This window comes from Mesorhizobium sp. M7A.F.Ca.US.005.03.1.1 (assembly GCF_003997975.1).
Taxonomy (GTDB): Bacteria; Pseudomonadota; Alphaproteobacteria; order Rhizobiales; family Rhizobiaceae; genus Mesorhizobium; species Mesorhizobium ciceri.
Map to the genome: position 1 here is coordinate 1 of NZ_RZRO01000072.1, position 24,601 is coordinate 24,601.

General features: G+C 63.7%; 23 protein-coding genes and 1 tRNA gene. 9 read left to right on the plus strand and 15 right to left on the minus strand.

Annotated elements, in window-relative coordinates; translation table 11 throughout:
* From EN990_RS24705 to EN990_RS24730, 6 genes are all read right to left on the minus strand, one after another.
* Positions 1-1,352, minus strand: a 1,352-nt coding sequence (locus EN990_RS24705) for an FAD/NAD(P)-binding protein (protein ID WP_127388409.1), incomplete at its 3' end; no start/stop codon positions are given.
* Positions 1,349-2,521 carry an FMNH2-dependent alkanesulfonate monooxygenase gene (ssuD, locus tag EN990_RS24710; RefSeq protein ID WP_127369493.1) on the minus strand — a complete coding sequence of 391 codons (1,173 nt, stop codon included), beginning with the start codon at positions 2,519-2,521 and terminating at the stop codon, positions 1,349-1,351. The genes ssuD and EN990_RS24705, both read right to left, overlap by 4 nt.
* A gap of 241 nt (positions 2,522-2,762) precedes the next feature.
* Positions 2,763-3,701, minus strand: coding sequence for a sugar ABC transporter substrate-binding protein (locus EN990_RS24715; RefSeq protein ID WP_013528163.1), 939 nt, complete (start codon positions 3,699-3,701; stop codon positions 2,763-2,765).
* Between the two features lie 14 nt (positions 3,702-3,715).
* Positions 3,716-4,711, minus strand: a complete 996-nt coding sequence (locus EN990_RS24720; RefSeq protein WP_063169855.1) for an ABC transporter permease — start codon at positions 4,709-4,711, stop codon at positions 3,716-3,718.
* Positions 4,711-5,709, minus strand: coding sequence for an ABC transporter permease (locus tag EN990_RS24725; RefSeq protein WP_245461030.1), 999 nt, complete (start codon positions 5,707-5,709; stop codon positions 4,711-4,713). Before EN990_RS24725 ends, EN990_RS24720 begins: the two co-directional genes overlap by 1 nt.
* Positions 5,706-7,208: a sugar ABC transporter ATP-binding protein gene (locus EN990_RS24730; protein WP_127388410.1), complete on the minus strand. Its 1,503-nt coding sequence runs from the start codon at positions 7,206-7,208 to the stop codon at positions 5,706-5,708. The genes EN990_RS24725 and EN990_RS24730 overlap by 4 nt, the downstream gene beginning before the upstream one ends.
* A gap of 322 nt (positions 7,209-7,530) precedes the next feature.
* Between EN990_RS24730 and EN990_RS24735 the strand changes: the two genes are divergently transcribed.
* From EN990_RS24735 to EN990_RS24750, 4 genes are all read left to right on the plus strand, one after another.
* A complete protein-coding gene (locus EN990_RS24735) occupies positions 7,531-8,205 on the plus strand; it encodes a GntR family transcriptional regulator (RefSeq protein ID WP_013528167.1) in 675 nt (224 codons plus the stop codon).
* A 19-nt stretch (positions 8,206-8,224) separates the two neighbouring features.
* Positions 8,225-8,554 carry an L-rhamnose mutarotase gene (locus EN990_RS24740; RefSeq protein ID WP_127368309.1) on the plus strand — a complete coding sequence of 110 codons (330 nt, stop codon included), beginning with the start codon at positions 8,225-8,227 and terminating at the stop codon, positions 8,552-8,554.
* Between the two features lie 196 nt (positions 8,555-8,750).
* On the plus strand, positions 8,751-10,262 hold the full coding sequence (locus tag EN990_RS24745; protein WP_127368308.1) for an altronate dehydratase family protein: 1,512 nt from the start codon (positions 8,751-8,753) through the stop codon (positions 10,260-10,262).
* 66 nt (positions 10,263-10,328) lie between these two features.
* Positions 10,329-11,075: an SDR family NAD(P)-dependent oxidoreductase gene (locus EN990_RS24750; RefSeq protein WP_013528170.1), complete on the plus strand. Its 747-nt coding sequence runs from the start codon at positions 10,329-10,331 to the stop codon at positions 11,073-11,075.
* A gap of 14 nt (positions 11,076-11,089) precedes the next feature.
* Here the strand turns inward: EN990_RS24750 and EN990_RS24755 are convergent, their stop codons facing one another.
* From EN990_RS24755 to EN990_RS24785, 7 genes are all read right to left on the minus strand, one after another.
* Positions 11,090-11,995, minus strand: coding sequence for a dihydrodipicolinate synthase family protein (locus EN990_RS24755; protein WP_027164224.1), 906 nt, complete (start codon positions 11,993-11,995; stop codon positions 11,090-11,092).
* 11 nt (positions 11,996-12,006) lie between these two features.
* Positions 12,007-13,719: an IlvD/Edd family dehydratase gene (locus tag EN990_RS24760; RefSeq protein WP_127368307.1), complete on the minus strand. Its 1,713-nt coding sequence runs from the start codon at positions 13,717-13,719 to the stop codon at positions 12,007-12,009.
* A 14-nt stretch (positions 13,720-13,733) separates the two neighbouring features.
* Complete coding sequence (locus EN990_RS24765; RefSeq protein ID WP_127368306.1) at positions 13,734-14,513, minus strand: SDR family oxidoreductase; 780 nt, start codon at positions 14,511-14,513, stop codon at positions 13,734-13,736.
* Entirely contained in the window at positions 14,506-15,396 is an 891-nt protein-coding gene (locus EN990_RS24770; RefSeq protein ID WP_127368305.1) for an aldose 1-epimerase, read from the minus strand. Before EN990_RS24770 ends, EN990_RS24765 begins: the two co-directional genes overlap by 8 nt.
* A gap of 13 nt (positions 15,397-15,409) precedes the next feature.
* The gene (araH, locus tag EN990_RS24775; RefSeq protein ID WP_013528175.1) at positions 15,410-16,360 is read right to left on the minus strand and encodes an L-arabinose ABC transporter permease AraH; all 951 of its coding nucleotides are present in this window, start codon (positions 16,358-16,360) and stop codon (positions 15,410-15,412) included.
* An 11-nt stretch (positions 16,361-16,371) separates the two neighbouring features.
* Positions 16,372-17,883: an L-arabinose ABC transporter ATP-binding protein AraG gene (gene araG / locus EN990_RS24780; RefSeq protein ID WP_027164219.1), complete on the minus strand. Its 1,512-nt coding sequence runs from the start codon at positions 17,881-17,883 to the stop codon at positions 16,372-16,374.
* A 70-nt stretch (positions 17,884-17,953) separates the two neighbouring features.
* Entirely contained in the window at positions 17,954-18,943 is a 990-nt protein-coding gene (locus tag EN990_RS24785; RefSeq protein WP_024501894.1) for an arabinose ABC transporter substrate-binding protein, read from the minus strand.
* Positions 18,944-19,199: 256 nt separating this feature from the next.
* Here EN990_RS24785 and EN990_RS24790 point away from each other — a divergent pair, with 256 nt between their 5' ends.
* Positions 19,200-19,889 (plus strand): FadR/GntR family transcriptional regulator, encoded by a 690-nt coding sequence (locus EN990_RS24790; RefSeq protein WP_245465090.1) that lies wholly within the window; start codon positions 19,200-19,202, stop codon positions 19,887-19,889.
* Positions 19,890-19,897: 8 nt separating this feature from the next.
* Positions 19,898-21,046: a galactonate dehydratase gene (dgoD, locus tag EN990_RS24795; protein WP_127368303.1), complete on the plus strand. Its 1,149-nt coding sequence runs from the start codon at positions 19,898-19,900 to the stop codon at positions 21,044-21,046.
* Positions 21,047-21,238: 192 nt separating this feature from the next.
* Here the strand turns inward: dgoD and EN990_RS24800 are convergent.
* Positions 21,239-21,314 (minus strand) — tRNA-Ala (locus EN990_RS24800).
* A 172-nt stretch (positions 21,315-21,486) separates the two neighbouring features.
* The gene (locus EN990_RS24805) at positions 21,487-21,876 is read right to left on the minus strand and encodes a TIGR02300 family protein (protein ID WP_127370662.1); all 390 of its coding nucleotides are present in this window, start codon (positions 21,874-21,876) and stop codon (positions 21,487-21,489) included.
* Between the two features lie 206 nt (positions 21,877-22,082).
* Between EN990_RS24805 and aroA the strand changes: the two genes are divergently transcribed.
* From aroA to EN990_RS36285, 3 genes are all read left to right on the plus strand, one after another.
* The gene (aroA, locus tag EN990_RS24810; protein ID WP_013528181.1) at positions 22,083-23,441 is read left to right on the plus strand and encodes a 3-phosphoshikimate 1-carboxyvinyltransferase; all 1,359 of its coding nucleotides are present in this window, start codon (positions 22,083-22,085) and stop codon (positions 23,439-23,441) included.
* Positions 23,442-23,508: 67 nt separating this feature from the next.
* Entirely contained in the window at positions 23,509-24,153 is a 645-nt protein-coding gene (cmk, locus tag EN990_RS24815) for a (d)CMP kinase (RefSeq protein WP_032898722.1), read from the plus strand.
* A gap of 215 nt (positions 24,154-24,368) precedes the next feature.
* The coding region (locus EN990_RS36285; RefSeq protein WP_245469206.1) for a S1 RNA-binding domain-containing protein at positions 24,369-24,601 on the plus strand (233 nt) is incomplete at its 3' end.

A 24,601-nucleotide genomic window follows, 5' to 3' on the forward strand; every position in this document is an offset into this window, starting at 1 on the left:
ACTTCCGGCAGACCCATGAGCTCGCCGAAAGTCCCTCGTGCCAGCGGGCCGGCGACCAGGAGTGTCGCGACCGCCGCGCCGTCCCGGCCGATCGCGCGGCTGTCGAGACCTGTCTCGATGCCAAGCCCATATTGGTCCGTCCTGATCAAGCCGGCTTCCGCCAGCGAGCTTAGCGCCGGGTTCAGCTGCAGCGCCTGCCCATGGGCCGGACCGGTGGTGTTGATGACGGCAGCGAAGCGCATCGTCTCGATCCGGGTCTGCCCGCGCCGTTGAAAGCTGACAGCCAGGCTGCCGTCCTCGTCGTTCGACGCGACAAGCCTGGCGGCAATGGTGTCGACTGTACCGGCGGCATGACGCCGGTCGAGCACGGCGGCGACCTGCGGCGCGATCCTGAAGCGATGCACGTCCCAGAACACGCGCAGCTGGCGCACCAGCCTTGCCCGCTCCGGCGGCGCAAGTGCGGCCCACAGCACCGGCCCCTGGAGGCGCAGCTGATCGAAGACCGACTGCCAGTTGACGCTGGCGGCGCGCGCGGCCGCCAGCGTCGCGCGAATGGTCTTGAGCAGGCCGAGCGCCGTCGTGGCCGGCGCGGATGCAAAGTCGCCAAAAGGCTCGCCCCTGATATCCGGGTGGCCGCGCGAGCGCAGGCCGCGGCGCGACAGCGCGAGGATACGGCCGCGATGGCCACGGCGGTCGAGTTCGGCGACCATGTCGGCCGAGGTCAACCCGGAGCCGACGATCAGCACCGACGCCTCCGGCCCGATCCCTGAAAGCGCGGCGGAAGCGTACGGATCGGCGACGAAACCTGGCGCTTCCGTCAGCGAGGCCAGCGCGTTGGGAATGCCGGGCCGCGGATGCGTCGCTGCCAGGACGAGGATATCGGCGACGACCGGTCCGGCAGAGGTGTGCACGGTCCAGCCCGCGCCACTGGCATCGCGTGTCACGCGTGTGGCGGAACCTTCGACATGATGGACAAGGCCGGAACCGAGATACGGCGCCAGATGCTCGGCGACGTAGCGGCCGAACACGCGACGGCGCGGAAAAGCGTCGCCGTTCTTCCAGATGGCATCCGGGTCGTGTTCGAGTTCTCCGCTGCCAGCCAACCAGCGTGCAAAATGCTGCGGATCATCGGGAGCCATGCTCATCCTGACTGCGGGGACATTGACCCGGTGCGACGGTTCCTCGCTGGAATAGGCCAGGCCGCCGCCGAGCGCTGGTCGCGGCTCGATGACGGAAATCGACAGGCACTCCGATTGAGGTGCCCGCGCCAGATGCCAGGCCACCGCCGCGCCGGAAAAGCCGCCGCCAAGGATGGCGACGCGCAACCGGCGGGCCGGAGGGAGCGCGTTCACGAGGCGCTGGCGAGCGATTTCGGCCGGTGGTCGCCGGCGATGGTCTCGCCGAACGGACCGGTGTTGACGGACGAGCCGGCGGCTTTTACCGGATGGTCGGTCGGCAGTTTCGGCAGCACCAGTTCGCCGAAGCGATAGGCTTCTTCCAGATGCGGATAGCCGGACAGGATGAAGGTATCGATGCCGAGGCGCCGGTACTCGTCGATACGCTCGGCGATCGTGTCGGGGTCGCCGACAAGGGCAGTACCGGCACCGCCGCGCACCAGGCCGACGCCTGCCCACAAATTGGGCGCGATCTCGAGCTTGGCACGATCGCCGCCATGCAATGCGCTCATCCGCGCCTGCCCGACCGAATCCATGCGCGCAAAGACTTTTTGGGCCGAGGCGATCGTCGTGTCGTCGAGGCGGCTGATCAGCCTGTCGGCAGCGGCCCAGGCCTCCTCGGTGGTTTCGCGGGCGATGACATGCAGCCTAATGCCGAAAGAGAGCTTGCGGCCGGCCTTCTGCGCCAGTTCACGCACCCTGTCCAGCTTGCGCTCGACATCGGCAGGCGGCTCGCCCCAGGTCAAATATTTGTCGATCTCCTGCGCCGCCACCGTCGACCCGGCATCGGACGAACCGCCGAAATACAGCGGCGGGTAAGGCGTCTGCACCGGCGGAAACAGCAGCCTTCCGTCCTCGATGTGGAAATGCTTGCCGTCATGCTCGACCGTCTCGCCGCTCAGCACCCGCTTGTATATGCGCAGGAACTCCTGCGTCACCTCATAGCGTTCGGCATGCGACAGGAAAATGCCGTCGCCCTTGTTCTCCAGCGGATCGCCGCCGGTGACGACGTTGATCAGCAGGCGGCCATTTGAGATGCGGTCCAGCGTCGCAGTCATGCGCGCGGCCAGCGTCGGCGACTGCAAACCGGGCCGCACGGCGACAAGGAAACGCAAGCGTTCGGTCATCGGCACAAGAGCCGATGCGATCACCCAGGAATCCTCGCACGAGCGGCCGGTCGGCAACAGCACGCCATAGTAGCCGAGCGTGTCGGCCGCCTTCGCCACTTGCGTCAGATAGGGCAGATCGACCGATCTGCCGCCCTCGGCCGTGCCGAGATAGCGGCTGTCGCCATGCGTCGGCAGAAACCAGAGCACCTTGATAGGGTCTGGAATGTGCTTGCTCATGGCCTGTCTCCCGTCGCCTGACGGAGGCGGCCGGAGATGCCTGCTTTGGTTGACGGCGAGCGCAAAAAGGTAGGCATGGCGTGGTCCTGTCCGGGTGGAAACCAGATCGCCAGTGCAGATTGCTTATTCCACAAACTCTGTAGAGTTAGTTTATTCCAATTCCGTTGCCGCTATTAGAATTTCTCTCCCCAAGAAATCGGCGGCGAGGCCGACCCGAGTGCAGCGGGCCGGCCTTCCTGCATCAGAACGCTGGTTCGACCGCGTTGACGTTGTCCTTGGTGACAACTGTCAGCGGGATCGGCAGCCGGTCCTTGACCTCCTTGCCCTCGATGATCTCGGCCATCGTGTTGATCGCCAGGCGGCCATCCTCGACGGGCGACTGGACGATGGTCGAGTACATCTCATTGGTGCGGATCGATTCGAACGCATCCTTCTGGCCATTGATGCCGACGATCGGCGGTGCGGCCTTGGAGGGGTTCGCCTCTTTCCATGCGTCGATGAAGCCGCGGGCCATCGTGTCGTCATTGGCGTAGACACCGCTGATCTGGTCGCCGAAGCGTGTGATCAGATCGCGGCTCACCACCAGCGCCTTTTGCTGGTCGAAGTCGGCGTTGACCGTGTCGAGCACGTTGATCTCGGCATTGGTTTCCTTGAGACGGTCGGTAAATCCGCTGACGCGGCCGATCGTGGTGCCGTTGCCGGCCTGGCCGGCGATGATGACGACGGAGCCCTTGCCGCCCAGCGCCTTGCTCAGCGAGTCCGCCGCCAGCTTGCCTTCCTCATAGACATCAGGCCCGGTGAACGACTTGATGAACGGCTTGGCATCGTCGCTCATCGGCGAATTGATGAGGATCGCCGGAATGTTCGCCTGCTGCGCGCGCGCCAGCCCCGGTATGTATGCCTGCGGGTCGAGCGGCCACAGGATGATGCCATCGACCTTGCGCGCAACGCAGGTGTTGAGCTGCTCGGTGCCTTTCTGGACATCAAAATCCTGGCTGAGGCTCAGGATCTCGATGCCGAGTTCCGCAGCGCGCGCCTGAAGCGCCTTGTTGGCCGGCGTCGCGTAGGCATGCGAATCCGCTGCCGTCACGTAGCAGACCGTCTTGGCGCTGGCCCAGCCCGTCGATGCCAGCACAGCCGCCATGGCGGCGACGTGAAGCATGCTTTTCTTGCCAATCATGTGTTTCCTCCCAATCATGTGGTTCCTCCTTGAGTGATTGGATTGTCGCGAACGAGCGCCGGGCGCGTGCCCGGAGCCCTCCCCTTGGTGGTAACGGCCCGATCGAGCACGACGAGCAGGATCAGGATAAGCCCGGACACGACCTGCTGGACGTATGCGGGAACGGACTGGAACTCCATCGCGATGGTCAGCGAGCCGATCGTCAGCACGCCGCCGAGCGTGCCGAGCGCGGATCCCTTGCCGCCTTCGAGACGAGTCCCGCCGACAACGACCGCGGCAATGACGGCGACCGTCAGTTCCGAGCCGAAGACAGGCGAGCCGGTGTTGGTGACGAGGCTCTGGAGAACCCCCGCCAGGCCGGCAAGCGTGCCGGCAAAGACAAAGCCGAGAAAGACGATACGGTCCGAGGCGATACCGCTTTCCTTGGCAGCCGCCGGGTTGGACCCCACCGCAAAGACGTTGCGCCCAGGTATGGTGCGCGTCAGCCAGAAATGCAGCAGCACGATCAGGGCGATGAACAGCACGCTGCGGAGGGTGAAGACATCGAGATAGATCTTGGCCAGCGCCAGGGAGAGCATGATGTCGGTTCCGGTCACCGGCTGGCTGTTGGTGATCCAGTGCGCGAGTGAGCGGAAGATCAGCATCGTCGCGAGCGTCAGCACGAGCGAATTCACCTTCAGGCCGACGACCAGCATGCCGTTGATGGCGCCTGCCAGGGTACCGACCAGGATGCCGGCGATCGCGGCGGGCAGGATGCCGATCTCTCGCTGCAGGATGACCGATACGATGCCGGCCAGGGCAAACACGGCGCCACCGGAGAGGTCGATCTGGCCCGATATCAAAAGCACCGTCAGGCCGACCGCGATCAGGCCGATCGTCGCCGCCCGGTCGAGACCGAGGCCGAGCGTCGATGCCGAGAGGTAGCCGGGGACCAACAGCGCGGAAATGACGAGCGTCAGGCCGAGAATGATGACGACGCGATGCTGCGAGACAAGCGAAAGAAAACGCATCACGCCACGCCCCGCTTGCGCAATGCCGCATCCATGCCGACGGCACCGACGATCAGGATGCCGAGCACGAAACCCTGGATTGGCGTGCGCACACCGTCGAGCACCATGACGTTGGTCAGCAGTTGCACGAAGATGAGGCCGGCAATGGCCCGCGGCACCGATCCGAAGCCGCCGACGATCGACACGCCGCCGACCACCACCGCCGTGATGGCGCTGAATTCGTAGCCGCCGCCGATGAGCGGCCGCGCGCTCTGCAGCGTCAGCCCGAGCAGGCCGCCGCTGATGCCGGAAGCCAGTGCGGTGATCACGAAGGCGCCAGCCTTCACGGCCCGCACCGGAACCGCACTAGCCTCGGCGGCGCTGTAATTGCCGCCGGTGGCGAGCGTCCATCTGCCCCAGAAGGAGCGGGACAGGACGAAATGGCCGACAAGGGCGATGACCAGGAAGATCAACACCACGACCGGAATGCCGAACAGCCGGCCCTTGGCGAATTCGGCTGAGGCGGGATTGCTGCCATAGACGATGACCCCGCCGACAGCCGCTTGGACGATGCCCAGTCCGATCGTGCCAACGCCGAGCGTGGCAATGATGGGATTGATGCCGACATATCCGACCAGGCTCCCGTTGAGCAGGCCTATGAGGCCCGCGAGACCCACCGCCAGCAGGAACGCCGGCAGCGGCCCGATCATCGGCTGCAGCCCGAGCGACAGGATGGCGCCGCAGGCGATGGTGGCCGGCACCGACAGGTCGGCCAGGCCGCCGACCACGAGCACGAAGGTCATGCCGACGACGACGATGCCGACGATGGACATCGAGGTCAGGACGTTGAGCAAATTGCCTGACGTGAAGAAGGCGGGGCTGACGAGGGAGCCGTAAAGCATCACGGCGACGATGGCGAAGGCGAGCCCCGCCTTCGACAGGACATCGACAAGCCTGCTGCCACGCGTAAAGCGGTCGTTGCGGTTCACGCCACCGATCTCCATGGCCGCTTCGCTCAAGCCATCTCCTCCCCGGTGGCCAGCGCCATGATGCGCTCCTCGCTCAATTCGCTGCGCAAGAGAGGCTCGGAGGCATAGCCATCGCGCATCACCACCACGCGGTCGCAGACTCCGAGGATTTCGGGCAGTTCCGACGAGATCATCACGGCCGCCATGCCGCCGGCGACGAGTTGGCCGATGATGTGGTGGATCTCGGCCTTGGCGCCGACGTCGACGCCCCGCGTCGGCTCGTCGAGGATCAACGCCGAAGGTTTGGCGGCAAGCCATTTGGCGATGACCGCCTTCTGCTGGTTGCCGCCCGACAGAAGGCTGATGCGCCGTTCGCCGTCGGGCGGTGAAATCGAAAACTGCTTGACCGAATCCCGGGCAAGCGCGCGATCGGCGCTGCGGCTGATGCGTCCGAAACGGGTCAGGCGGCGCAGGATGGGCAGGCTGATGTTTTCCCGGACCGACATTCCAGGCACGACGCCATCGCCCTTGCGATCTTCCGGAACATAGGCAATGCCTGCCCTGACCGCCTGGGATGGCGAGTTGATCGAGACCTCGCGTCCGTTGACGCTGACCGTGCCCTCGACAAGCCGCGACAGGCCGAAGATTGCGCGGGCAACCTCGGTGCGACCAGCGCCCACCAAGCCGGTCAAGCCCAGTATCTCGCCGGCGCGCACATCGAAGCTGACATCGCGGAAGCGCTGTCGGTCGCTGATATGCTCCACGCGCAACACGGACTTGCCGATCGCGGCCGGACTTTTCGGGAAGACATTGCTAACTTCGCGACCGACCATCAGCCTGATCATATCGGCAGCCTTTATGCCCTTGATCGGACGCGTCTCGATCATTGAGCCATCGCGCAGCACCGTCACCTCATCGGCGATTTCGAGCACCTCCTTCAGCCGATGGCTGATGTAGACGATGGCGATGCCGTCATCGCGCATCTTGCGCAGGATCCGGAACAGCGCCGCCGTCTCATGCTCGCTGAGGCTGGATGTCGGCTCGTCCAGCACGATGATCCTCGGCTGCGCCGCATAGGCCTTGGCGATCTCGACGAGCTGCTGCTGGCTGATAGAAAGGTTGCCGAGCCGTTCACGCGGATTGATGGCCGCTCCGAGCTCGTCGAGGACGGCAGCCGCCGCCCTGACCATCTCGCGCTTGCGCAGAAAGGTCCATTTGCCGGGCATGCGGCCGAGATAGACGTTCTCGGCGACGGTCAGGTCGGGGACCAGATTGATTTCCTGGTGCACCATGCGGATGCCGAGCGCCTGGGCGTCGGCGGGCCGGCGCATGCGCACCTCGGCGCCACCGACTTTGATCGTGCCGCTGGTGGGCGCGTAGGATCCGTTGAGGATCTTCATGAGCGTCGATTTGCCGGCGCCGTTCTCACCCACGACCGCATGAACGGTGCCGAATTTCACGGCAAAATTGACGTTGGACAGAGCCTTCACGCCTGGAAAGTTCTTGCTGATGCCTCGCATATCCAAGGCGCAATCGGCGGCGACGGTCATATCTGGCTAGGTTCCTCCTGGCGGCCGGCCGGTGCGCTACATCGGCCTTCGATATGTTAGTATAATAGCGCTGCAAACGCAGTCGGGCTTCTTCGAACAAGCTTGAATGGCCTGCGCTGTTGAAGATCCAAGCCTCAGTCCCGGACTGAATTTTCCATCGTTCATCCTCACTATTGCACTAATATAACAGTTCTGGCAAGCTGGATTCCGGCGGGTCGTCATGACGTGGTGCGTCCCCGACCCCACGCTTGTATTGGATGCGTTCCAATTGACATTCTAGTATTATCTGGCCATTTCTGGTGAACGAAGACACGGATTTGCAATGGACCTGGATCCTTCGACGCTCAATCGGGCTCTTCCGCTCCGCGATCAGATCTACCACAAGATCCGCAACCTGATCGTCGTCGGGCAGTTGAAGCCGGGAGAGGTCATCAACGAGGTCGCCATCGCGGAGGCCCTGGGGGTGTCTCGCACCCCCGTTCGCGAAGCGGTCAAGCGCATCAGCGACGAGGGCCTGGTCAAGATCCTGGCGCAGACCGGCACCTATGTTGCTCCGATCAGCCGGGCCGACCTGGAAGAAGCCTATGTCATCCGGCGGGCACTGGAGATGGAAAGCGCCCGACGCGCGGCCGCCAAGTTCACAGCGGCAGCCAGCGAATTGCTGGAAGACAACATGGCGGCGCACCGGCTTGCCATATCCCGCGGCAGATATGCCACCGCGATACAACTCGACGATGTCTTCCACCGCACCATAGCCGAGATCTGCGGCCTGCCGATGATCTGGAGAGCCGTCGACATCTCAAAGGCACAGATGGATCGCGGGCGCTATCTCGCCATCCCAAGACCGGGTTATGGCGAACAGACGATCGAGCAGCACGAGGCCATTTTCGACGCCCTGAAGCGCCACGACGCCGAGGGTGCGGCACGGGCCATGGAACATCATCTCGAGACGTCGTTCCGCAACACGCTCGAAGTCGCCGCCGACCTTCTCGGCTGAAGCCCCGCGAGCAACCAGCATGCAAAGAATGGGACTTTGTATCGGCGTGAAAGCCGAGGCGATCGCGGACTATAAGCGCGTCCACGCCGCCGTCTGGCCCGAAGTGCTCGACGTCATCAGCCGCGCCAACATCCGCAACTATTCGATCTTCCTGCGCGAACCGGAGAACCTTCTGTTCGCCTGCTGGGAGTATCACGGCAGCGACTTCGCCAGGGATGCAGCGCGGATGAGCGAGTCGCCGGCCATGCCCAAATGGTGGGAACTGTGCGACCCCATGCAGACGCCGCTGCCGACGCGCGCCGACGGCGAATGGTGGGCGGCCATGGAAGAGGTCTTCCATCTCGATTGACCAGAACGTTGTCGGGCAGTCGCTTTCTCTCCCGGATATGCCCCAACGACGTGGCGACCGGTCCGTCTTTCACGACGACCTCATGCAGTCTCCGGCCTTGACCTCCTTGACCTCTGACATTCTATTATATTAGTATTCCAAATCATTTCTTGTCTCTCGACCTCCTGTCGCGGAGAACTTTTTCAGAGTTTGGGTCATGGCGCGGTTCATCAAGCTTTCGGGGGCCGACAACATTCTTCTGGCGGTCGATCCGTTGAAGATCGGCGAAAAAGCCGGTGACGTGGCTGCCAGGGCACGCATACCGCGCGGGCACAAAATGGCCTTGCGCGACATCGGCTCGGACCAGCCGATCGTGAAATACGGCCAGACCATCGGTTTTGCGCGGGAACCAATCGTCGCCGGCGACTGGGTTCACGAGCACAATGTGTATCTGCGAAATTTCGAACGCGACTACGTCTTCGGCACGAATACCAGGCAAACCGAGATCGTTGCCGAGGCCGAGCGCGCTACTTTCATGGGTTACCGCCGACCGAGCGGCAAGGTGGGCACGCGCAACTTCATTGCCGTCCTGACCTCGGTGAACTGCTCTGCCAGCGTCGCCCGGTTCATCACCGACGAGGTCAACCGGTCTGGCATCCTGCACGACTATCCCAATGTCGACGGTATCATCGCACTCGTCCACGGCACTGGCTGCGGCATCGACACCAAGGGTCCCGCTTACGACCTGTTGAAACGGACTCAATGGGGCTTTGCCACGAACCCCAATGTCGGCGGCGTGCTGATGGTCGGACTCGGCTGCGAAGCGTTCCAGATCCCACGCTGGATGCAGTCGTACAACATCGAGGAGAGCACGATTTTCCGCACGATGACCATCCAGGAAACCGGCGGTACGCGAAAGACGGTCGAGGCTGGCGTGAAGGCGATCGTCGACATGCTGCCTACGGTGAACGCCGCCGAAAGGACGCCGCAACCAGCCTCCGAACTGGTGCTTGCGCTGCAATGCGGCGGATCGGACGGTTACTCCGGCATCAGCGCCAATCCGGCACTAGGTGCTGCGGTGGACCTGCTTGTCGGGCAAGGCGGTACGGCGGTGCTCTCGGAGACGCCCGAGATCTATGGCGCCGAACATCTCCTCGCCTTGCGCGCCGAGAGCCGCGCGGTGGGCGAAAAGCTGATCGAACGCATCCGCTGGTGGGAGGATTATACCGCCAGGCACGACATGGAGATGAACAACAACCCTTCGCCCGGCAACAAGCTGGGTGGGTTGACGACCATCCTGGAGAAATCGCTCGGCGCTTCCGCCAAGGGCGGCACCACCAATCTGCGGGCGGTGCTGGAATATGCCGAGCCGATCAACGAGCGCGGCCTCGTCTTCATGGATACGCCCGGCTACGACCCGGTCTCGGCCACCGGGCAGGTCGCCGGCGGCGCCAACATATTGTGCTTCACCACCGGCCGCGGTTCGGCCTTCGGCTGCAAGCCGACGCCCTCGATCAAGCTTGCCTCCAACACCTTCATCTTCGAGCAGATGCGCGAGGACATGGATATCAATTGCGGAGACATACTGGACGGCGTCTCGCTGGCCGAGAAGGGCGAGGAGATCTTTGCCGAGATCCTGCGCGTCGCTTCCGGCGGGCGCACCAGGTCGGAAGCGCTCGGCTATGGCGACAACGAGTTCGTGCCATGGAGCCTTGGCGCGACCATGTAGCGATCGCCGGCCTGCACAGGCCGGCCTTTATCCCGGAAGTAGCTCAAACGGAAAGAACCGCTCGACATGAACAGGATCGATCTTGACGGCCAGCACGCTGTGGTCACCGGTGGCGCCCAAGGCCTCGGCTTCGCGATGGCCAGGCGTTTCGTCGCTTCCGGCGCGACGGTCAGCTTGTGGGATCTCGATGAGGCCCGCCTCGAAACCGCCAAGAAGGAACTCGGCAACGCTGCCACGACAGAGATCGTGGACGTCGCCGATTGGACGTCGGTGGACGCGGCGCGCGCCAGGACCGAAGATCTGGCCGGCAAGATTTCCATTCTGGTCAATTCCGCCGGAATTGCCGGCCCTGCCGCCCCGCTCGACGTCTACGACATCGAGACGTGGAAGAAGGTCATCGACGTCAACGTAAACGGTACGTTCTACGTCAATCGCGCCGTGGTTCCCGGGATGAAGGAGCGCAATTACGGACGGATCGTCAACATCGCTTCCGTCGCCGGCAAGGAGGGCAACCCCAACGCCTCCGCCTATTCAGCCTCGAAGGCGGCGGTCATCGGCTTGACCAAGTCGCTCGGCAAGGAACTGGCGCAGTACGACATCGCCGTGAACTGCATCTCGCCGGCCACGGCACAGACGCGCATCCTCGAACAGCTGACGCCGGAGCACATCGAATATATGCGCTCGCGCATTCCGCGCGGCCGCCTGCTGGAGGTCGACGAAGCCGCGGCGATGGTCGCCTGGCTCGTCTCCAAGGAGAACAGTTTCACGACCGCCTCCACGTTCGACCTGTCGGGTGGGCGGACGACCTATTGAAGGGCAGTTGCCGTTCAGCCAGGCAACCGACCGAGGCCAGCCGCAAAGCGCGCCACCATCGCCACGCCGGTCTCGTTGGGCCGCATCGCCGGAGCCCGGTCGTGTATCGGGATGCCTGCGCGGGCGCCGAACAGCCGCTTGCCGTAGCAGATCAGGTTCTCGATGCCCTGCATGACGAAGACCGCTGCCGGCAGCATTCTTGCGTACTCGGCCTCGGCCGTCGCTTCGTCACCGATCCGAAACGCATTGTAGGCGCGCACGGCGAGGTCGATGCCATCAGGCGCCAGGATCATGCCGCGGCAACCGATGCGGAAATTGTCGATCAGTTCAAGGCCGCCGCGTCCGTTGAAAACGGGTATCCGGCCTTCGGTGCGTTCGATTAATCCGGCAATGTCGGTGACAGGGCCTTCGCCCTTGATCAGCCTTATGTTGGGATGAAGCGTGACAAGTTCGCGGATCTCGTCCGATGACAGGCCGCGCCCGAAAAACGCCGGCGCGTTCTGGATCGCCACCGGCAGGTCGGTTGCCTCGGCGACGCGGCCGAAGAACCTGGTGTATTCCAGCGCACCATAGGATCCGACCGGCGGCGGCTGCAGGATCACCCAATCCGCTCCCACGCTTTCAGCATGGCGAAGCTGTGCCACCTGCTCAGCCACCGAAGCGCCGAAGATGGTGAAGGCAAGCGGCACTTTTCCAGCCGTATCTTCCGCCGTCCAGTCCATGATCGTCCGGCGCTCGGCCTCGGTCAGCTTGGCGACTTCCGTCGCCAGGCCGAGCGCCGCCATGCCGTGCACGCCCGTCGCCAGGCAGATCTCGACCTGCCGACGCATCGCCGCGCGGTCCAGTTGTTCGTTCGCGTCAAAGAGCGCGTAGAGAATGGCGTGAATGCCGTGGAAATCGTCAGGCCGGAAATTGGGCATGCTGGTCGGCCTCAATGGCTTTCGCGTGGAATGGCGTGGCCACGGCATCCGACGAGAAAGTCGAGATCGGCGCCGCGGTCCGCCTGCAGGACACGGTCGACATAGAGGCCCTGATAGCCGCCGCGCATCGCCGGGACGGGCGGTAGCCAGGATTCACGACGCCGCGCCAGCTCCTGTGCCGACACGTCGAGATGCAGCTTCCTTGCTTCGACGTCGAGCTCGATGAAGTCGCCGCTCCTGACCAGCGCCAGCGGGCCGCCGATGGCGGCTTCGGGTGCGGCATGCAGCACGACGGTGCCGAAGGCGGTGCCGGACATGCGGGCATCGGAGATGCGGATCATGTCGCGGACACCCTGCTTCAGCAGCTTCCGGGGCAGCGCCATGTTGCCGACCTCGGCCATCCCCGGATAGCCCTTGGGGCCGCAATTCTTCAGCACCATGATCGACGCTTCGTCGACGTCGAGCGCGGGATCGTCGACGCGCGCCTTGTAGTCGTCGATGTCCTCGAAGACGACGGCGCGGCCGCGATGCTTCATCAGGGCCGGTGACGCGGCTGACGGCTTGATGATGGCGCCGTCGGGCGCCAGATTGCCACGCAGCACCGCGATACCGCCATTGGGAGTAAGCGCCTTGTCGCGCGGGCGGATCACCTCGGGATTGTAGTTTTCAGCGTCACGGATGTTGTCGCGCACGGTCTTGCCGGTGACGGTCAGCACGTCGAGATCGAGCAGATCGCCAATCTCCTTCATGACCGCCGGAATGCCGCCTGCGTAGCAGAAGTCCTCCATCAGGAAGCGGCCTGACGGCATCAGGTCGAGGATGGTCGGTACATCGCGGCCATACCGATCCCAATCGTCCAGTGTCAGTTCGGTGCCGACGCGGCCGGCAATCGCCAGCAGATGCACGACCGCATTGGTCGAGCCGCCGATGGCACCATTGACACGGATGGCGTTGGCGAAAGCTTCTTTCTTGAGGATGGCGGACGGGCGGAGATTCTCATTGACCATCTCGACGATGCGCCGCCCCGTCATGCGGGCGATGCGACTGCGGCGCGCGTCGACCGCCGGATAGGCAGCGTTGCCCGGCAGCGCCAGGCCGAGCGCTTCGACCATCGAGGCCATGGTCGAGGCCGTGCCCATGGTCATGCAATGACCCGGCGAGCGTGACATGGCACTCTCGGCATTAGCGAAATCCTGCTCGCTCATCACGCCGGCGCGGACATCCTCGGAGAATTTCCAGACATCGGTGCCGGAACCTATCTCGCGGCCCTGGAAACGGCCATTGAGCATCGGCCCGCCGGAAATGACGATCGACGGCAGGTCGCAGGAGGCCGCGCCCATGACCAGCGACGGGGTGGTCTTGTCGCAGCCTGCCATCAGCACGACACCGTCCATCGGATTGCCGCGGATCGCTTCCTCGACATCCATCGAGGCGAGATTGCGGAACAGCATCGCCGTCGGGCGCAGATTGGATTCGCCGCAGGAGAAGACCGGGAATTCCAGCGGCAGGCCGCCGGCTTCCAGCACGCCCGCCTTGATGTGCTCGATCAGGCCACGGAAATGCACGTGACAAGGCGTGAATTCGGAGAAGGTGTTGCAGATGCCGATCACCGGGCGGCCGTCGAAGGCATCGTCGGGCAGGCCGTTGTTCTTCATCCAGCTGCGGTGAATGAAGGCGTCCTTGCCCTGCCCGCCGAACCAGTGCTGCGATCGTCTCTTGGTCATGATTTTCCCGGAATTCAGGCTGGATGCTGGAGCTGGCTCAGCCCACCATCTACGACGAGCGTGGCCGCATTCATGAACGGGCACTCGTCGGAAATCATGAACACCGCAGCCAGCGCAATCTCGCGCGCCGTGGCGATGCGGCCGCCAGGATGTAGCGCCATGGTGTTGGCGCGTGCTGTGGCCGGATCGGCAAAGCTGTTCCAGTAGTCGATCGCCTTCTGGGTTTCGACATAGCCGGGCGCCAGCGCGTTCACGCGCACCCCTTGCGCCGCATATTCGAGCGCCAGCGATTTGGTCAGGCCGAGCAGCGCGTGCTTGGCGACCGGATAGGGAAAGGTGTGTGGGATGATGGTGAAGCTGTGCGTCGAGGCGATGTTGAGGATGGCGCCGCCGCCGCTCGCGATCATGCCCGGCAACACCGCCTTGCTGCAATTCCAGGCGCCCTTGACGTTGACGTCGAAGTTGCGGTTCCATTCCTCCTCGGTCGCCTCGAGCGGCGTCGAGAACACATTGACCCCGGCATTGTTGATCAGCGCGTTGATGGGGCCGATCTCGGCGGCCGCTTGGCTGACGACAGCGGCAATCGCGGCACCGTCGCTGATGTCGGCTGCCGCATGCCCGACATGGCCGCGCGGCACGGCGAGGCCCGCGACGGTCTTGTCCAGCAGTGCGCCGTCGCGGTCGACCAGGAACAGTCTTGCGCCTTCGGCAAGGCAGGCCTCGGCGATCGCCAGCCCGATGCCTTGCGCGGCGCCGGTCAGGAAGATGCGTTTGCCGGAAAGGCGCTCAGCCATGGTTGTCGCTCCAGTCGAAGACGGTCATTGCGAATCTTGCTCTGAGAACCTCGCCGGGGGAAAGTACCTTGATCCCCATTGGGTCGGCATCGAAATGCTTCAACGCATTTGGGGTATGGCTCATCGGCTCCAGGCAGAAGAAGCTTCGGTCCGTGTCCGGCGCAAAGAGCATGTAGCGGTCGAGCTCCGCGTCCGCCTCGATGTCGATCCCCAGACAATGCTCCGGCCAGATGATGCGCGCGATGCCGCTCCACCCTTCGAAGCCATTGTTCAGCCAACGGTCGGGCAAATGGCGCGGCGTTGAGAAAGCGACATCGTCGGCAATGGCGCTCCTGGACGCTGGAAGGTGCCCGTCGCGCTCTGTCCACCAGGTTTCGGCCGGCGCAAACAAGGTCGTCCGCGGCGTGCGCGGAAAGAATGGATGGAAACCGAGGCCGAATGGCAGTGGAATGACGCCGGTATTTTCGACGGCAAGCCGGAGTTCCAGCCGCGCGCCGGCGAGCCGGAACGACTGTCGCGCATGGTAGACATAGGGCGAGTCGACGCGGCGCGGATGATCGAAGGCCAAATCGAGGCGGTCGACGCGATGCTCCTCGACCTTCCAGTTCGCCTGCCAGCCGTCACCGTGAATATAGAAAGGATCAGTCGTGTTGGGCGCCAGCGTGAAGTTTTGACCGCCGCAGGAAAACGCATTGCCCTCGACGCGATTGCCGATCGGCACCATCGGAAAGCAAGCGCAGTGCACAACGTCGAACTCGGCCTCGCCTTGGTAGGGACGCAGGAATGGCACCCCGTCGGCCGTATGGCCGTTGACGATTGCGCTGCCAGAGGGGCTGATCTCGACGCACAGCCGATTGCTTTCCAGTAGTATTCCAGCCGACATGCCCTGCCCCGACTCAACGCCGGCCCAAAGCCGACGAGCGCAGATTGTCGAGCAGCACGGCCAGGAGCAAAATAACGCCGCGCACGATGTACTGGTAAAAGGCCGGGATGTTGAGCAGGTTCATGGCGTTCTCGGCGATGCCCATGATCAGCACGCCGACGATGACGCCCGACATGGTGGCGCGGCCGCCGGCAAGCGAGACGCCGCCGAGCACGCAGGCCGAGATGACCGAGAGTTCCAGTCCGACCGCCGCGTTGGGCTGGCCCGAGGTGATGCGCGACGCCAGCAGGATGCCGGCGATGCCGCAGACGACGCCTTGCAGCGCAAAAATCCAGATGCGCGTCCGGTCGACATTGACGCCGGCAAGGCGCGAAGCCTCCGGATTGCCGCCGATGGCCAATGTGTTCTTGCCGAAGACGGTGCGGTTGAGGACGAAGCCGAAGATGCAAAACAGGATGGCGAGCACCCAGACCGGCGTCGGAATGCCGAGCAGTTTGGACAGCGCGAGCTGGTAGAAATCCGGGCTGTTGATGCCGACGGCGCGGCCGTCGGACGCAATCAGCGCAAACCCGCGCACGATCTGCATGGTGGCCAGCGTCGTGATCAGCGCGTTGATGCGGAATTTGGCGATGACGACGCCATTGATGAAGCCGACGAAGGCGCCGCTGGCAATTGCCGCCAAGAGGCCAAGCAGGATCGAGCCGGTGTAATTCGACGCCATCACAGCGACCATGCCGGCAAAGGCGACGATGGAGCCGACCGACAGGTCGAAGTCGCGTGCGGCAAGGCAGAACATCATGGTGCAGGCGACGATACCGACGGTGACCACCGACTGCAGCAGGCCGAGCATATTGCGGTCGGTGAGGAAATTCGGCACCAGAGCCGACACCAGCGCGAAGGCGACGACAAAGATGACGACGAGGCCCTGTTCGCCGAGCAGGATTTTTTTCAACTGGTCGGTCATGCCAAAAGTCCTCAAGATGCGATCGCGTCGGGGGTTTTCTGATCGGGGAGAGCGGCGGCCAGGATCGCCCTTTCGGCGAACTGGTCGCGGGTGAGCTCGGCGCTGACGCGGCCGCCGCACATCACCAGAATGCGATCGCAGATGCCCATCACCTCCGGCAGTTCGGACGAGACGACAACGATCGCCATGCCGTCCTGCGCAAGCTGGTAGAGCAGTTCATAGATTTCCGATTTGGCACCGACGTCGATGCCGCGCGTCGGCTCGTCGACAATGAGCACCCGCACCCCTTGTTCGGACAGCCAGCGGCCAAGAATGACCTTCTGCTGGTTGCCGCCGGAGAGGTTGATGATGTCCTGCTTGCGCGACGGCGTGCGCACCTTGAGCTTCTTGATGAAGGTTTCGGCGGTGGCGATCTCGCTGGCGCGGTTCAACACGCCGAAGCGCGTGTGATGGCGCCGCGACGAGATGTTGATGTTCTCCTCGACCGAGCGGCCCTGGATGATGCCGTCATGCTTGCGATCCTCCGAACACAGCACGATGCCGGCCCGGATCGTACCACGCGGATCGGTGGCAGGGACCAGCTTGCCGTCGACGGTGATGGTGCCGCCCGAGCGCGGATCGGCGCCATAGACCAGCCGCATCAGTTCCGAGCGCCCGGCGCCGATCAGGCCGAAGAAGCCGACGATCTCGCCTGCCCTCGCCTCGAAACTGGCCGGCGTCTTCAGTTTGGGGCCGCTGAGAGCGTCGACCTTCAGGCGGACATCGCCCGTTTTTCGTGCGCGAAAACCCCAGATATCCGAAATCTCGCGGCCGACCATTTCGGCGACGACCTGGTCGCGGGTGACGCCTTTCAGCGACGCATGGTGCGCCGCGAGCTTGCCGTCGCGCAGCACGGTCAGGCTGTCGCAGAGCCGGAACACTTCGTCGAGCCTGTGCGAGACGTAGATGATGACCTTGCCCTCGCCGCGCAGGCGGTCGATCAGGGCAAACAGGATTTCGCTTTCGCGCGAGGACAGCGACGAGGTCGGTTCGTCCAGCGCGATAACGCGTGCGTCGAGCATGATCGCCTTGGCGATCTCGACCATCTGGCGTTCGCCGATGGACAGCGTCTTGACCTTGCGGCGCATGTCGATGTCGATGCCGGCCGATTTCAGCTTGGCGCCGACGTCGTCCAGCATCCGGCGGCCGGCGATGATGCCGGCGTTGGCAGGGAAACGACCGAGGCTGAGATTTTCGGCAACGGTGAGTTCAGGAACCAGCTGCAGTTCCTGATGAATGACGATGACGCCATTGTCGAAGGCATCCCGGGTCGACGTATAGGCCTGAACCCTGCCGTCGATGCGGATCTCGCCCTGATCGGCATGCTGGTCGCCGGACAGTATCTTGATCAGGGTGGATTTGCCGGCGCCGTTCTCGCCCATCAGCCCATGCACGGCGCCTTTGTCGACGCCGAACGAGACGTCCGACAGCGCCTTGACGCCCGGATAGGTCTTGGTGATGTGCGAGAAGTCGAGAAAGGACACGGGCAGCGATCCTCTTATGGAATGGCAAACAGGCGGCGGGATGAGCCGCCGCCTGTTTGTACAGGGAGGATTATTCGATGCCGAGGCCCTGGCGGACCTTCTGGTAGTCGTCGCGCTTGGCGAGTGCACCGGAAGTCAGGATCAGCTTCTCCGGCTCCTTGTTGCTGGCAACCCAGTCATACATGTTGAGCGCCGTTTCGTAGCCATGACGCTTCGGCGAGATGATCACGGTGCCGACGAAGCCGGTGGCCGTCGGCTTCTTGAACTCGTTGATCGCCGAATCCGCGCCGCCAATGCCAACGCCGATCACGCTATCAGCGGGGATGCCGACGCTTTCGGAGGCACGCACCGCACCCAGCACCGCTTCGTCGTTGAGGCCGAAAGAAACCCACTTCTTGATCTCGGCATGGGCGTTGAGCACGACGGTCGCCGCATTGAGGGCAGCTTCCGTATCGGTCTTGGCCTGAGGGGCGTCAAAAATGTTCTCGGCCTTGAAGCCGTTTGCCTTGAGCACCGAGATGGCGCCTTCGACGCGGTCGACGGCGGTCGGCAGTTGGTCGTAAGAGACGCGGATGGCGCCGACCTCGTCGGCCTTCCAGCCGCGCGCCTTCATCTCGTCGACGATCGCCTGGCCGACCGCCTCGCCGATCTTGGTTGCCGAGATGCCCATATGCGGCACGTCTTCCAGCGCCTTGCCGTCGGCGCCGACCAGGCGGTCATCGACAGTCATCAGCTTGAGATTGTTGGCGGCGGCCTTGGCGACGATGCCGGGGCCGAGCTTCACGTCGGGCGTGCAGACGATGAAACCCTGCGCGCCCTGGGCGCCGAGATTGTCGATGGCCGACATCAGCTTCTCACCGTCTTCGGCGCCGATCTTGACCAGGGTGAAGCCCTTTTCCTTGGCGGCCTGATCAGCGAACTTCCATTCGTCCTGGAACCACGGCTCCTCGGGCTGTTTGACGATGAAGCCGATTTTGGTGTCCTGAGCATATGCAGCGATGGTCGTGACGGACAGCACGGCAAGCGCGCCCGCGACGAGCGCGGTCTTCAAAAGTCGCATGATTACCTCCCAGCGATGACCGGGCGCTCAGCCCGGATGCCGGAGTCTCTAATCGCTTTTATCATACTCGTCAATTGATCTGGTATGATAATTAATGTACATGCTCTGACCAGCGATCGCTGGCGCAATTGATCCGCATCCGTTAAGGCCGGACCGGTTGTGCGAAACCAGCGGTTCGCCGCCTTGGAGGAGGGCTGAGGTGACCGGGACTTTGAAGAAACCGCAAGGCGACACAGCCACTCGCCGCCCGCGCGTCATGCCCGACGTGACCAAGGCGATTGCCTCGGACATCTTTTCCGGGCGCTATCCGGCCGGCTCCTCACTGCCGACCGAAAACGAGCTCGGCGTCGAATACAGCGTCAGCCGCACCGTCATCCGTGAGGCCCTGAAAGTGTTGGCGGCAAAAGGGCTGGTGCTGTCGCGGCCACGCGTCGGCACGATCGTCTGCAACGAGGACGACTGGAACATCATCGACCCGCAGGTGCTGGCCTGGCACGCGCCGCATGCACTGGACGACAAGCTCTTCGACGCCATTCTTGAGACTCGCCGGGCCATCGAGCCGCTGGTTGCCGAACTCGCCGCCACGCGCGCGACGCTGCAGGAGATCGCCGATCTCGAAGCCACCTGGCGCGGCATGGCCGGCGCCGGCGAGGATCTCGCCGCCTTCTCGCGCAGCGACATCGCTTTCCACCAGATCGTCTATGCCGCGAGCCACAACCCGATCTTTCGCCAGATCGGTAATCTCATCGACACCGGGCTGAAATTCTCGCTGGAGGCGACGGCGGTGATTTCGCTCGGCCGGCGCATGGAGGCCGTGGCGGCGCACCGCGAGGTGGTCGAGGCGCTGCGTATGCGCAATGCCGATGCCGCGCGTGGCGCGGCAAACAAGATCCTCGACCTCGCGGCGCGCGACCTCGTCAGCGCCAAGAAACTCAAGAGCAACTGAGACTGCGCATGAAAATCATCTCGCTCACCACCTACATCGTTCCGCCGCGCTGGCTGTTCCTGAAGATCGAAACCGATGCCGGCGTCACCGGCTGGGGCGAGCCGGTGGTCGAAGGCCGGGCGCTGACCGTCGAGGCGGCGGTCAAGGAGCTTGGCGATTATCTCATCGGCAAGGATCCGCGCCTGATCGAGGACCACTGGACGGTGATGCACCGCGGCGGTTTCTACCGCGGCGGCCCGATCCTGATGAGCGCCATTGCCGGCATCGACCAGGCACTGTGGGACATCAAGGGCAAGGCGCTCGGCGTGCCCGTGCACGAACTGCTCGGCGGCAAGCTGCGCGACTCGATCAAGGTCTATTCCTGGATCGGCGGCGACCGCCCGGCGGAGGTCGCGGCCGGCGCCAGGGAAATGGTTGCGCGCGGTTTCCTGGCGCTCAAGATGAACGGTACCGAAGAACTGCAGATCGTCGACAGCCATGACAAGATCGACGCCGCTGTCGAACGCGTCGCCATGGTGCGCGAGGCCGTCGGGCCCAACATCGGCATCGCTGTCGATTTTCATGGCCGCGTGCACCGGCCGATGGCGCGTGCGCTCGTCAAGGAACTCGAACCCTATAGGCTGATGTTCATCGAGGAGCCGGTGCTCAGCGAAAACCGCGAGGCGCTGAAGGAGATCGCCGCGCTTGGCTCGACACCGATCGCGCTCGGCGAGCGGCTCTATAGCCGCTGGGACTTCAAGTCCGTGTTCGAGGAAGGCGTCGTCGACATCATCCAGCCCGACCTGTCGCATGCCGGCGGCATCACAGAATGCCGCAAGATCGCGGCGATGGCGGAAGCCTATGATGTCGCGGTCGCGCCGCATTGCCCGCTCGGGCCGATCGCGCTTGCCTCGTGCCTGCAGCTCGACGCGGTCAGCTACAACTGCTTCATCCAGGAGCAGAGCCTCGGCATCCACTACAACGCCGCCAACGACCTGCTCGACTATGCCGCCAACAAGGATGTCTTCCGCTACGAGGATGGTTATGTCGCCATTCCCGACGGCCCGGGCCTGGGTGTCGAGATCGACGAGGATTATGTCAAGGAACGTGCCAGGGAAGGCCACCGCTGGCGCAACCCGGTCTGGCGCCACAAGGACGGTTCCTTCGCCGAGTGGTGATCGGGCTGGCTTTCAGACTCCAAGCACTCCAGGAATAGTGAAGACTTTGTCCGGCGAGCAGTTGCTCTCGAGAAATGGCTCGTTCGTTCCGTTTGATCGAGGGGCTTTCAGCGGCATTGCCTGAATTGACCATCAAACGCAGATGACCGCAGTGCGGCACATTCATCGGCTGCGAATTGCAGAGGGACTGTTTGGTGGAGCCAATCGGGATCGAACCGACGACCTCTTGAATGCCATTCAAGCGCTCTCCCAACTGAGCTATGGCCCCACTTCCGGCAGTCAACCGGCGCCGTTTCCGGCGAAGAGATCCGGCGCGGGTTGGAGACCGCGCCGTTAGTGCAGGCGGCTTCTAACCCCGCCCTTCTCAGATATCAAGCCTTCGAGAGTCGCTTTTTCTTCACAGTCCTCGAAAGCCCGCAAACGCCCGCTTTCAAGGCCGATCAGACCTCGTCGTCGTCGTCGCCGACGCCGATCATGTCGGCAACGTCGTCATCTTCTTCCTCTTCGTCGGCGAGGAAGGTGTCATCTTCGTCGTCGCCGAGATCAACGTCGTCCGCGTCGTCGCCAAGATCCGGCAGGTCGTCGCCCTTGACGTCCTCATCTGCCTCTTCGAGCGAGACGACCTCAACGCCTTCTTCTTCCTCGGCGTCCACTTCCTTCTCGGCCACTTCCTCTTCCTCCTCGAGAGCGGCAATCTTGCCTTCCTCGAAATAGGAACGCGGATAGGTCTTGCCGGTGTAGGGCGAGACGATCGGGTCCTTGTTCAGGTCGTAGAATTTTCGGCCCGTCTCCGGGTCGATACGTTTTGTGCCAAGTTCGGTTTTTGCCACGGCAAGCCTCGTCAATAAAAGAGTGGTCCCCTTAACCACAGTTTGCAGCGCTGTCAAAGCGAAAAGCCGGCGTCACAAAACCATGCATTGAAAGGCCTCGCGTGAAGTGACGACCATGGGGATGACCATTTCGGCCCACCGTGGTACGAGACCGCCGCAACAAATGAAAAGCGCCGGCCCGCCGGCATTCCGTCCAGGGAAATTCCATGTCTCACGCCGCCGCCCCCAAGCCGGCCACCGCCCGCCAATCCCCAGCCCTTTCCGGCATCGCGCGCGTGCCGGGTGATAAGTCGATCTCGCACCGTTCCTTCATGTTCGGCGGCCTCGCCTCCGGCGAGACCCGCATCACCGGCCTGCTCGAAGGCGAGGACGTGATGCGCACGGGCGCGGCCATGAAGGCAATGGGCGCGCATATCGAGAAGAACGGCGACGAGTGGGTGATCCGCGGCACCGGCAACGGCGCGCTGCTGCAGCCGGAAGGCCCGCTCGATTTCGGCAATGCCGGCACCGGCTCGCGGCTGACCATGGGCCTTGTCGGCACCTATGACATGGAGACGACCTTCATCGGCGATGCCTCGCTGTCGGGCCGGCCGATGGGCCGTGTGCTGGAACCCTTGCGCCAGATGGGCGTGCAGGTGCTGAAGGCGACGCCGGGCGACCGCATGCCGATCACACTGCATGGACCCAAGCATGCCGCACCGATCACCTATCGCGTGCCGATGGCCTCGGCGCAGGTGAAGTCCGCAGTGCTGCTCGCCGGCCTCAACACGCCCGGCATCACCACGGTGATCGAGCCGGTGATGACACGCGACCACACCGAAAAGATGCTGAAGGGGTTTGGCGCCAATCTGTCGGTCGAAACCGACGAGCGTGGCGTGCGCCACATCTTCATCGAAGGCCAGGGCAAGCTGACCGGCCAGACCATCGCCGTGCCGGGCGACCCGTCCTCAGCCGGCTTCCCGCTGGTGGCCGCCCTGATCGTGCCGGGTTCGGACATCACGATCGAAAACGTACTGATGAACCCGACCCGCACCGGCCTGCTTTTGACGCTGCAGGAGATGGGCGGCAACATCGACATCCTCAACCCGCGCAATGCCGGCGGCGAGGATGTCGCCGACCTGCGGGTACGTTACTCCGAGCTCAAGGGCGTCATCGTGCCGCCCGAGCGGGCGCCGTCGATGATCGACGAGTATCCGGTGCTGGCGGTCGCTGCGAGCTTCGCCGAGGGCGAAACGCTGATGCAGGGGCTGGAGGAGTTGCGGGTGAAGGAATCCGACCGGCTGTCGGCCGTCGCCAACGGGCTGACGCTCAACGGCGTCGACTGCACCGAAGGCGAAGCTTCGCTTGCCGTGCGCGGCAAACCGGGCGGCAAGGGCCTTGGCGGCCATCCCAATGGCAAGGACACCACCGTGCAGACCCATCTCGATCACCGCATCGCCATGAGCTTTCTGGTCATGGGGCTGGCGACGGAAAAGCCGGTGACCATTGACGACGCCGCCATGATCGCGACCAGCTTTCCGGAGTTCATGGGGCTGATGACGGCGCTGGGCGCGGAGATCGGGTGACGGTCGTGGCAACCAATAGCCTTGGTACGTTGGCAGGCCAGCGCCCAACCCTTTCGGCGGTCTGCCAATGACACACGTCTTCACCATCGCCATCGACGGCCCCGCCGGCGCCGGCAAGGGCACCCTCGCCCGCCGGCTGGCCGACCACTACCGCCTCAACCTGCTCGACACCGGCCTCACCTACCGTGCCGTGGCCTATGCGCTCATCCAGCACGCGCTGCCGCTCGACAATGTCTCGGCGGCTGAAACCGCTGCCCGCCAGGTCGATCTGGCAAAGCTCGACCGGACGGTCTTGTCGGCGCATGCGGTCGGCGAGGCGGCCTCCAAGGTCGCAGTGTACCCGACCGTGCGGCGCATCCTCGTCGAAAAGCAGCGCGACTTCGCCAAGACACCGCCGGGTGCGGTGCTCGATGGGCGCGACATCGGCACCGTGGTGTGCCCCGACGCCGACATCAAACTCTATGTGACGGCGAGCGCCGAGGTGCGAGCACAGCGCCGGCTGGCCGAGATCGAGAGCATCGGCGGGACCGCTGATTTTACCGAGATCCTCGCCGATATCATGCGCCGCGACCAGCGCGACATGGGCCGTGCCGACTCACCTTTGAAGCCGGCCGCCGACGCGCACTTGCTTGATACCAGCGAAATGGCTATAGAAGCCGCGTTTCTTGCAGCCATGGCGATCATCGATGACGTCTTGGCCAAGAGAGACTAGGTCTGATCCGGGTTTTTCCCTCGTCTTTCCGTTGTCGGAGGCGAAGAAAATACCCATATCGGGCACGAACCAGCCTGCCAGCATTCTACATGCGCCGGAATTGCCGCTTAAAGAGCGGCCCAGGGCTTTTGTAGCCCGGAACGCCGGCAGGCCAACGCAACGCTAACCCACGGCGCCCGTCCCGCTTCCAGATGCGGGGCACTCCAGGAGAAACAATGTCAGCTGCAAATCCCACTCGCGATGATTTCGCGAGCCTGCTCGAAGAATCATTCACCACCGGTCACTCCGGCGAAGGCCAGGTCGTCAAGGGCACGATCACGGCGATCGAAAAGGACATGGCCATCATCGACGTCGGCCTCAAGGTCGAAGGCCGCGTGCCGCTGAAGGAATTCGGCGTCAAGGGCAAGGACACTACCCTCAAGGTTGGTGACACCGTCGAAGTCTATGT